This is a genomic window from Escherichia sp. WS33 (assembly GCF_046486385.1).
Taxonomy (GTDB): Bacteria; Pseudomonadota; Gammaproteobacteria; order Enterobacterales; family Enterobacteriaceae; genus ECMA0423.
Map to the genome: position 1 here is coordinate 110,777 of NZ_JBJQLJ010000015.1, position 9,264 is coordinate 120,040.

A 9,264-nucleotide genomic window follows, 5' to 3' on the forward strand; every position below is an offset into this window, starting at 1 on the left:
TTAGTCAGAAGACTAGCGGGCATTAAAGAAATGAAAGTCAAAACTATTACGATGGGCAAACTTCATGATATGGGTTGTCCGCCTTATATGAGGCATTAAGCGGTTATTATTTTCCATTTACCTTTACCTCTTGCTGTGTCAGTTGAAGGTAGAGTTATTCTATCCATGAAATGGCTATAATCTGTGAAGAAGATCAACAAAAAACGATCATACCCCAAATAATAAATCATTAATTATGAATAGCGCCATATTAGATGCTGTTTTGTTATTTAAATGTTGTAATTTTGTGTTTTATATTTGCGTTAAGAAATTAAACCTGCCAAATAATAATATTTTTGGCAGGTTTAATAATAAATTAATAATTATTTAAGCGCATTTATTGAATAAACATTCATGGCATAAACCGATACCCAATACCGGTTTCAGTAATGAAATGGCGGGGGCGAGCGGGATCCTGTTCCAGTTTTTGTCGCAGATGTCCCATATAAATACGCAAATAGTGACTGTGTTCGACCGCGTTTGGCCCCCACACCTGATTGAGTAACTGGCGCTGGGTGAGCACTTTCCCGGCATTATTCAGCAGCACCGCCAGCAGGCGGAACTCAATCGGCGTGAGATGCACCTCTTCCTCACCCCGGTGAATCACGCGGGCGGCTAAATCGACGGTAACATCGGAAAATTTCACCAGCGGATCGGGCGCGGCGGTGGCGGAGTGGCGGCGTAAAGCGACGCGCAGACGGGCCTGCAATTCGCCAATGCCAAACGGCTTACTCAGATAATCATCCGCTCCGGCATCCAGCGCGGCGATTTTGTCGCTCTCTTCGCTGCGTGCGGAAAGCACAATCACCGGCACCGCGCTCCACTGGCGCAGGTCGCGGATAAACTCAATCCCATCACCATCGGGCAGGCCGAGATCGAGAATAATCAAATCTGGCTTACGGGTAGCCGCTTCCAGCAAGCCGCGTTGCAGCGTTTCGGCCTCATAGACGCGCATCCCGTCGCCCTCCAGCGCCGTGCGCAGAAAGCGACGAATAGCCTGTTCATCTTCAACAATCAGAACGTTTGTCACATATCCTCATGAAATTCTTCAAGTTCAGGGGCAGTTTGCTGGGGAAGTGTAACACGAAAACAGGCACCACCTTCCGGTCGGTTGAACGCGGTAATAGTGCCCCCGTGTACATCCACTATCGCCCGACAAATTGCCAGTCCAAGCCCTACCCCCGGTACTGCCGACTCTTTATTCCCGCGAGCAAACTTATCAAATATCGTCTGCTCCTGGCCTGGCGGAAGACCGGGGCCGTTATCCCAGACATCCAGTTGTAGATTTTCGCCCTCAACGTGGGCATCGATACCAATTTCGGCCTGCGCACCCGCATATTTCACCGCGTTCTCCAGCAGATTAATCAGCACCCGTTCAAAGAGTGGCCCGTCAACGTGGATTAAGGTCAGCGGTTCTGGCAGAGAAAGATTGATGGGCGACGATAAACCCGGTTCCAGCATTTGCAGCGCGCTGCCGACCACTTCTTCCAGCGTTAACCACTCTTTCTTCAAATTAAAGCCGCCGGACTGAATTCGCGCCATATCCAGTAGATTATTCACCAGTCGGGTAGTGTTCAGCACGTGCTGACGAATCTCGCTGGCCTGGCGGGCGTGAGGCGATCCTTCGCTTGCCAGATCGAGCGTTAAGATTTCTGCCTGACCGAACAGCACCGTGAGCGGCGTGCGTAAATCATGCGAAAGCGCCGCCAGCAGAGCGTTGCGGATCTGTTCCCGTTCGCTTGCCATCCGCGCCTGTTCTTCACTGGCGGTCAGCGTAAGCCGCTCAAACGCATTGGCGACTAACAGCGTAAACGTCTCCAGCAGGCGCTGCTGTTCCGGGATCATCAACTGACGCAGATTCCCTGGTTCCACCACCACCAGCCCGTAGGTTTTCTCACCGCTTTTTAACGGCAAAATCTGGTACGGTACACCGGGTAACGTGTCGGTGCCCGCACCCGCAGGCAGGCCTTTATCAAAACTCCACTGTGCGATGGCATCGTCCCACGGGGTCATTCCTTGCGGATGTGTTAACGGCTGCAATTTACCGTTGTCATCGGGCAACAACACCTGACTGCGGGCATGAAACGTGGAGGCAATAAATTGTTCGCTGGTGGCGGCGATGTCCTGCGGACTGCGGCCCACCGCCAGAGCTTTCGACATTTCATATAAGTGCCGTGTGCGTTGCTCGCGGTAACGGGCTACCCGCGCCTGATAACGCACACCCGCAGTAAGGTTCCCGATCACCAGCCCGACGGTTAACATCACCGCGAAGGTCAGCAGATATTGCACATCAGAGACAGCGAGCGTGCCGCGTGGGGCGATAAAAAAGAGATCGAAACTCACCACATTAATGACGGTAGCAACCACCGAAGGCCAGCGTCCATAAAATAGCGCCACCACCACCACGCCAAGCAGATACAGCATCACCAGGTTGGCGGCATCAAACGCCATCAGCCACTGCATGGCAATTAAAGTGATAACGGCGCATAACGCGGCGGCAACCACGCATCCCTGAATCTGTACCCGCCACTTGTCTTTAAAAGAGCGGCTATCCGGCGCGTTGTTAATCGTGCGGGCGGGTGGTTCATCAAGCGCGACCAGCACCTGATCGAGATCGGGGGCGATGCGCGCCAGTCGGTCAGCAAACGTTTCCCGACGCCACCAGCGGCGCGAGGCCGGGCGACCGAGAATAATCTTGCCGAGATTATGTTCACGGGCATAACGCACTACTGCTTTTTCTTCCGCTGGATCAGAAAGTGTAGCCGTCTCCGCGCCCAGCTCCTGCGCCAGACGTAAGGCGCTGAGAATTGCCCGACGTTTTTTTTCCGGTAAGCGATGCAGGGCAGGGGTTTCAACATACACCGCGTGCCAGACGCTACCCAGGCGCGAGGCCAACCGCGCCGCCGCGCGGACCAGTTTCTCACTGCCGGTGTTATGCCCGATGCATAAAAGGATCGCGTCGCGCGTGTGCCACACTTTCTCTTCACCAGGATGCCCCCGCCAGGCGCGCATTTGCTCATCTACGCGATCGGCAGTACGGCGCAGTGCCAGTTCACGCAGGGCGATCAGATTGCCTTTGCGGAAAAAATGTTCAATGGCGCGCTCCGCCTGCCCGGCAATATAGACTTTGCCTTCTTTCAGCCGCTGGCGCAGATCGTCCGGGGGCAAGTCCACCAGCACTACGTCGTCGGCGGCATCGAAAAAAGGATCGGGCACGGTTTCCCGTACCTGAATTCCGGTGACGCCGCTGACCACATCATTCAGACTTTCCAGATGCTGAACGTTGACGGTTGTGAAAACATCAATGCCAGCTTCCAGCAGTTCTTCGATATCCTGCCAGCGTTTAGGATGACGAGAACCTGGCGCATTACTGTGCGCCAGTTCGTCCATTAAGATCAGCGCCGGACGGCGGGCGAGGGCGGCATCGAGGTCAAACTCGCTGATATGCCGCCCACGGTACGCCTGGCGTTTGGGCGGCAGAACAGCCAGCCCTTCAAGCATGGCGGCGGTATCTTTCCGCCCATGGGTTTCTACCACGCCAACCACAATATCCAGCCCTTGCGCCCGCAGTCGCTGGGCTTCTGCCAGCATCGCCCAGGTCTTCCCGACGCCTGCACAGGCACCGAAGAAAACTTTCAGCTTCCCCCGATGCGGCGCGGCAGTTTGTTCCAGCAGACGATCGGGGTCGGGACGTAAGGGTTCGTTATTCATCAAGTTTATCCAGCGCCAGATTGAGTTCAACAATGTTGACGACCGGCTGGCCGATATATTTCACCAGCGGTTGTTGGCTGTATTTTGCGATCAGTTGCGTGAGCTGTTCAACGCTGAGATTACGCGCTTTCGCCACGCGTGGGATTTGCCAGACCGCCGCTTGCGGGGTGATATTATTGTCCAGCCCGCTTGCCGATGCCGTCACCAGTTCAACCGGAACGTTCGTACTGGCATCCGGGTTAGCGGCCCGTAATGCAGCAACGCGTGCGGCTATTTGTTTATCCAGCTCAGGGTTACTGACCGCCAGATTGCTCCCGCCAGAAGCCTGTGGATTATAGGGCATTTCTGCCGTTGCCGACGGGCGACCCTGAAAATAGCCGTTGCCGGTAAAATTCTGCCCGATTAATGCCGAACCCCGCACCGTATCACCTTCACGAATCAACGAACCGTTGGCCTGCCAGGGAAACCACCATTGCCCCAGCACGGTGGTCAGCAGCGGGTAAACGCCGCCAGTAATCAATAACAGAAAGATAAATGTCGATAATGCCGGACGTAAGCCACGCATGGTAAACCTCACACCAGACCGCAAACGGTCAGCAGTAAATCAATGACTTTGATACCAATAAACGGCACCAGCAGCCCACCCAGACCGTAAATCCATAAGTTACGGCGCAACATGGCAGAAGCGGTAAGCGGTTTATAACTCACGCCTTTTAACGCCAGAGGAATCAAAAAGACGATAATCAAGGCGTTGAAAATGACCGCACTGAGAATGGCGGAGTCGGGCGAATGAAGGCGCATGATGTTCAGCGCATTTAACTGCGGATACGTTGCCGCGAACGCCGCCGGAATAATGGCGAAGTATTTCGCCACATCGTTGGCAATGCTGAAGGTGGTCAGCGAGCCACGGGTCATCAGCATCTGTTTGCCAATATGTACCACCTCGATCAACTTGGTCGGGTTAGAGTCGAGATCGACCATATTGCCCGCTTCTTTCGCCGCCTGAGTACCGGAGTTCATCGCCACCGCGACATCTGCCTGCGCCAGCGCTGGAGCATCGTTGGTGCCGTCGCCGGTCATCGCCACCAAACGGCCTTCCGCCTGATACTGACGAATCAATGCCAGCTTGGCCTCCGGTGTCGCTTCGGCGAGAAAATCATCGACGCCCGCTTCCGCAGCAATGGCGGCGGCAGTCAGACGGTTATCGCCGGTAATCATCACCGTTTTAATGCCCATTTTGCGCAGCTGGGCGAAGCGCTCTTTAATACCGCCTTTGACGATATCTTTCAGCGCAATAACGCCCAGCACACGGGAACCTTCCACCACCACCAGCGGCGTGGCCCCCTGACGCGCAACCTGATCGACTTTTTGATCAACATCGGTAGGGAAGTGACCGCCGTTAGCCTCAACATGGCGGCGAATGGCATCGACAGAACCTTTACGGATCATGCGGTTGTCGATGTTGATCCCGCTCATCCGGCTTTGCGCAGTAAACGGTACAAAGGTGGCATGGAGCGACTGCACATCGCGCTCGCGCAGGTTAAAACGTTGCTTGGCGAGGATCACAATACTGCGGCCTTCCGGCGTTTCATCAGCCAGCGAAGCCAGTTGTGCGGCGTCAGCCAGCGTTTTTTCATCCACGCCCTGCGCAGGGATAAACTCCGACGCCTGACGGTTACCGAGTGTGATGGTGCCGGTTTTATCCAGTAGCAGAACGTCAACGTCACCTGCCGCTTCAACTGCACGTCCGCTGGTGGCAATCACATTCGCGCCCAGCATCCGACTCATCCCGGCGACGCCGATCGCTGACAACAGGCCGCCAATAGTGGTTGGGATCAGACAGACCAGCAGCGCCACCAGTACCGTTACACTCACGGCATTACCGCCCCACGCGGAAAACGGCCACAGCGTGGCGGTTGCCAGTAAAAAGACGATGGTCAGAGCAATCAGCAGGATAGTCAGGGCAATCTCGTTCGGTGTTTTGCGTCGCTGTGCGCCTTCCACCATCGCGATCATCCGATCCAGAAATGTCTCACCGGGGTTAACGCTACACTCAATCACCAGCCAGTCAGAAAGAATACGCGTGCCGCCGGTGACGGAGGCAAAATCGCCGCCGGATTCACGGATCACCGGTGCCGATTCCCCGGTGATGGCGCTTTCATCGACCGATGCGCCGCCTTCAATGACTTCACCATCGCAGGGGATAATATCGCCAGCTTCTACCAGCACGATGTCACCTTTACGCAGTTGATCGGCAGGAACTTTGTCCGCCGCAGCGCCATATTTCGGCTCACGCAGCTTGCGGGCAAAGGCAGTTTTTTTCACCCCTTTAAGACTGTTGGCCTGCGCTTTACTGCGGCCTTCTGCCAGCGCCTCGGCGAAATTAGCGAACAGTACGGTGACCCACAGCCAGCCGCTAATTGCCGCGCTAAACAGCGCATTGCCAGGCATCGCACCGCTTGCCATCGCGATGCTAATACAGGTGGTCAGCAGACTGCCGATCCAGACGATAAACATCACCGGATTGCGCCATTGCGCCTGCGGGTTTAATTTTTTCACCGCTTCTTTCAGCGCCTGAACGACAAGTGTTGGTTCGAATAGCGCCAGTTGTTTACGACTCATATTCAGTGCTCACTCAATATCATCAGGAGAGATATTCCGCCACCGGACCAAGCGCCAGGGCAGGGATAAAGGTCAGTGCGCCAACCAGCAACACGGTGCCGATTAACAGGCCAACAAACAGCGGGCCGTGCGTTGGCAGCGTGCCGGAGCTGGCGGGTTGGCTCTTTTTACTCACCAGCGAACCGGCAATTGCCATCACCGGGATAATCACCCCGAAGCGACCGACAAACATGCAGAACGCCAGTAAACAGTTCCAGAACGGGGAGTTGGCGCTTAATCCGGCAAAGGCGCTGCCGTTGTTGTTAGCGGCGGATGACACGGCGTACAGCACTTCGCTAAAACCATGCGGGCCAGGGTTGAGCATGGCGCTACGTCCGGCGTCGGTCATCATTGCCAGCGCCGCGCCCATCAGCACCAGCGTCGGGGTAACCAGAATCGCCAGTGCAGTCAGTTTCATCTCGCGTACGTCGATTTTTTTACCCAGATATTCCGGTGTACGACCAATCATCAGCCCGGCAATAAACACCGCCAGCAGGACAAACAGCATCATGCCGTAAAGACCAGAACCGACACCGCCGAACACCACTTCACCAATTTGCATCAGCCACATCGGCACCATGCCACCGAGAGCGGTAAACGAATCATGCATCGCAATCACCGCGCCACAGGAAGCCGCCGTAGTCACGACCGCAAACAGGCTACTGACCAGCACGCCGAAACGGCTCTCTTTACCTTCCATATTGATGCTGCTGTCTGCGCCGAGCGCCAGCAGATGAGGATTACCCTGAACTTCTGCCCACATCACCACGCCTACGCAGATGACAAAAATCACTGACATCGCCCACAGCAACATGCGCCCCTGGCGGCGATCGCCCGTCACTTCACCAAAGGCAAAGCACAGCGCCGTTGGGATCAAGAAGATCGCCAGCATCTGCACGAAGTTGGTCAGTGCGGTTGGGTTTTCAAACGGATGCGACGAGTTGGCATTAAAGAAGCCACCGCCGTTAGTACCGAGCATCTTGATCGCTTCCTGAGAAGCTACAGGCCCCATGGGTAACAGCTGTTGCGCTCCTTCAACGGTATTCACAGCCTGATAAGGCTGAAAGTTTTGCAGCGCACCTTGTTGAATAAAAAACAGTGCGATCAACAACGCCACAGGGACGAGCACCCATAACGTGATGCGTAGCAGATCGACCCAGGCATTCCCGAGTGTGCTCATGCTCTGGCGGGTAAACGCACGGATGAGGGCAAAAATCACCGCAATCCCGCTGGCGGCAGAAAGAAAGTTTTGCACCGTTAAGCCAGCCATCTGGCTGAAATAGCTCAACGTGGTTTCACCGCTGTAAGATTGCCAGTTGGTATTCGTGACAAAGCTGACGGCGGTATTCAGCGCCAGATCCCACGACAGCCCCGGCAACTGCTGTGGATTAAGCGGCAGATAGTGCTGACCGAGCAACATAAAAAACAGCACCGCCAGCCCCAGCATGTTCAGGCCGAGAATGGCACAAAGATATTGCTTCCAGTTCATCTCACGGTCAGAGACGCCAAGTGCGCGAAAAAGTACGCGCTCAACGCCCGTTGTACCGGGAAGAGGAATGTCATTAATCAGCCGCGCCAGCCCGCTGCCTAAAGGACGCGCCAGCACCATTAACACCAGTAAAAACGTGGCGATCAGTAAGAACCCTTGCGCAGCCATCAGAACGCCTCCGCATTGATCAGGGCATAAACCAGATAACCCAGTAATAAAAACACCAGCAATACGCCGGTTATCACGCCTGCACTCACAGTGCACCTCCAGTGGCCTAAAAGTGATACCGGAAGGGTAGAATTCTGGCTGCAAAGATTTCGCAAAAATCTGCGGGCGGGGTGTAAAAAAAGTATAAAAATGGCAAAAGCCATGATTTAACTAATGTTTAGTATTAATTTAACTTTTGTGTAACTTAATTACAGGATGAATGTAAATAAACCATCAATAAGCAAAAATAAGTGGTCGGATGAGTAGTAAAATTACACAAAAGGCGGTACTATTTTCATCAGATAAACAAATTCATTTTTCCGGTGCCATTCACCGGGTAGATACAAAAGGGGGAGAAAAGTATGGAACTCTACAGAGAATATCCTGCATGGCTTATCTTTTTACGCCGTACTTATGCGGTTGCAGCGGGCGTTCTGGCGCTGCCTTTCATGCTTTTCTGGAAAGACCGCGCCCGCTTTTACAGCTACCTGCATCGCGTCTGGTCGAAAACCAGCGATAAACCGGTGTGGATGGATCAGGCCGAAAAGGCAACTGGTGATTTTTATTGATTGCTGAGTTTTGAATACATTGAAAACCGCCAGCGGAAACGCTGGCGGTTTTTTGTATCAGGAAGATGTTCAGAGGAATATTTAGACATCGTTATACCAATCGAAACATATATTCATGAAATATATATAAATATTTTCCTAATTGTTCTTATCTGACAGATATCTCACTTAAGGCTTTCTTATAAATCTGTAGGGTTTCGCCTGTCAGCAGACAAATAACCCGATAAAACAAGGATGAGCAGATGAGCGGAAAACCGGCGGCGCGTCAGGGCGACATGACGCAGTATGGCGGTAGCATTGTTCAGGGTTCAGCCGGGGTGCGCATCGGTGCCCCCACCGGCGTGGCCTGTTCGGTGTGCCCCGGCGGGGTGACGTCCGGCCATCCGGTCAATCCGCTGCTCGGTGCAAAGGTCCTTCCCGGTGAAACCGACATCGCCCTGCCCGCCCCGCTGCCGTTCATCCTCTCCCGCACCTACAGCAGTTACCGGACAAAAACGCCCGCGCCGGTGGGGAGCCTCGGCCCCGGCTGGAAAATGCCTGCGGATATCCGCTTACAGCTGCGCGATAACACACTGATACTCAGTGATA

Annotated in this window: 10 protein-coding genes; 2 read left to right on the top strand and 8 right to left on the bottom strand. The window is 54.2% G+C overall.

Annotation, left to right across the window (positions count from 1 at the left end):
• Window positions 1-12: 12 nt before the first annotated feature.
• The 8 genes from speFL to kdpF form a co-directional block, all read right to left on the bottom strand.
• On the bottom strand, window positions 13-117 hold the full coding sequence (gene speFL / locus ACJHXA_RS14060) for a leader peptide SpeFL (protein WP_001312672.1): 105 nt from the start codon (window positions 115-117) through the stop codon (window positions 13-15).
• On the bottom strand, window positions 96-230 hold the full coding sequence (locus ACJHXA_RS14065) for a hypothetical protein (protein ID WP_001299172.1): 135 nt from the start codon (window positions 228-230) through the stop codon (window positions 96-98). Before ACJHXA_RS14065 ends, speFL begins: the two co-directional genes overlap by 22 nt.
• Before the next feature lie 161 nt (window positions 231-391).
• Window positions 392-1,069, bottom strand: a complete 678-nt coding sequence (gene kdpE / locus ACJHXA_RS14070; protein WP_000186103.1) for a two-component system response regulator KdpE — start codon at window positions 1,067-1,069, stop codon at window positions 392-394.
• Window positions 1,066-3,750: a two-component system sensor histidine kinase KdpD gene (kdpD, locus tag ACJHXA_RS14075; protein ID WP_001306984.1), complete on the bottom strand. Its 2,685-nt coding sequence runs from the start codon at window positions 3,748-3,750 to the stop codon at window positions 1,066-1,068. Before kdpD ends, kdpE begins: the two co-directional genes overlap by 4 nt.
• Window positions 3,743-4,315 carry a K(+)-transporting ATPase subunit C gene (kdpC, locus tag ACJHXA_RS14080; protein WP_001297248.1) on the bottom strand — a complete coding sequence of 191 codons (573 nt, stop codon included), beginning with the start codon at window positions 4,313-4,315 and terminating at the stop codon, window positions 3,743-3,745. Before kdpC ends, kdpD begins: the two co-directional genes overlap by 8 nt.
• Window positions 4,316-4,323: 8 nt before the next feature.
• Window positions 4,324-6,372 (bottom strand): potassium-transporting ATPase subunit KdpB, encoded by a 2,049-nt coding sequence (kdpB, locus tag ACJHXA_RS14085; protein WP_000087967.1) that lies wholly within the window; start codon window positions 6,370-6,372, stop codon window positions 4,324-4,326.
• Window positions 6,373-6,394: 22 nt separating this feature from the next.
• Complete coding sequence (kdpA, locus tag ACJHXA_RS14090) at window positions 6,395-8,068, bottom strand: potassium-transporting ATPase subunit KdpA (RefSeq protein ID WP_000741137.1); 1,674 nt, start codon at window positions 8,066-8,068, stop codon at window positions 6,395-6,397.
• The gene (gene kdpF / locus ACJHXA_RS14095) at window positions 8,068-8,157 is read right to left on the bottom strand and encodes a K(+)-transporting ATPase subunit F (RefSeq protein WP_001272653.1); all 90 of its coding nucleotides are present in this window, start codon (window positions 8,155-8,157) and stop codon (window positions 8,068-8,070) included. Before kdpF ends, kdpA begins: the two co-directional genes overlap by 1 nt.
• Window positions 8,158-8,469: 312 nt before the next feature.
• Here kdpF and ACJHXA_RS14100 point away from each other — a divergent pair, with 312 nt between their 5' ends.
• Together ACJHXA_RS14100 and ACJHXA_RS14105 are read left to right on the top strand one after the other, a co-directional pair.
• The gene (locus tag ACJHXA_RS14100) at window positions 8,470-8,676 is read left to right on the top strand and encodes a YbfA family protein (protein WP_000424924.1); all 207 of its coding nucleotides are present in this window, start codon (window positions 8,470-8,472) and stop codon (window positions 8,674-8,676) included.
• A 242-nt stretch (window positions 8,677-8,918) separates the two neighbouring features.
• Window positions 8,919-9,264 (top strand): DUF6531 domain-containing protein (locus ACJHXA_RS14105; RefSeq protein ID WP_044860740.1); only part of this gene is annotated, 346 nt, incomplete at its 3' end.

What these genes read in the sequence shown, in the direction of transcription:
- speFL (WP_001312672.1), bottom strand. Translation starts at nt 117, where the DNA reads ATGGAAAATAATAACCGCTTAATGCCTCATATAAGGCGGACAACCCAT.
- ACJHXA_RS14065 (WP_001299172.1), bottom strand. Translation starts at nt 230, where the DNA reads ATGATTTATTATTTGGGGTATGATCGTTTTTTGTTGATCTTCTTCACA.
- kdpD (WP_001306984.1), bottom strand. Translation starts at nt 3,750, where the DNA reads ATGAATAACGAACCCTTACGTCCCGACCCCGATCGTCTGCTGGAACAA.
- kdpC (WP_001297248.1), bottom strand. Translation starts at nt 4,315, where the DNA reads ATGCGTGGCTTACGTCCGGCATTATCGACATTTATCTTTCTGTTATTG.
- kdpB (WP_000087967.1), bottom strand. Translation starts at nt 6,372, where the DNA reads ATGAGTCGTAAACAACTGGCGCTATTCGAACCAACACTTGTCGTTCAG.
- kdpA (WP_000741137.1), bottom strand. Translation starts at nt 8,068, where the DNA reads ATGGCTGCGCAAGGGTTCTTACTGATCGCCACGTTTTTACTGGTGTTA.
- ACJHXA_RS14100 (WP_000424924.1), top strand. Translation starts at nt 8,470, where the DNA reads ATGGAACTCTACAGAGAATATCCTGCATGGCTTATCTTTTTACGCCGT.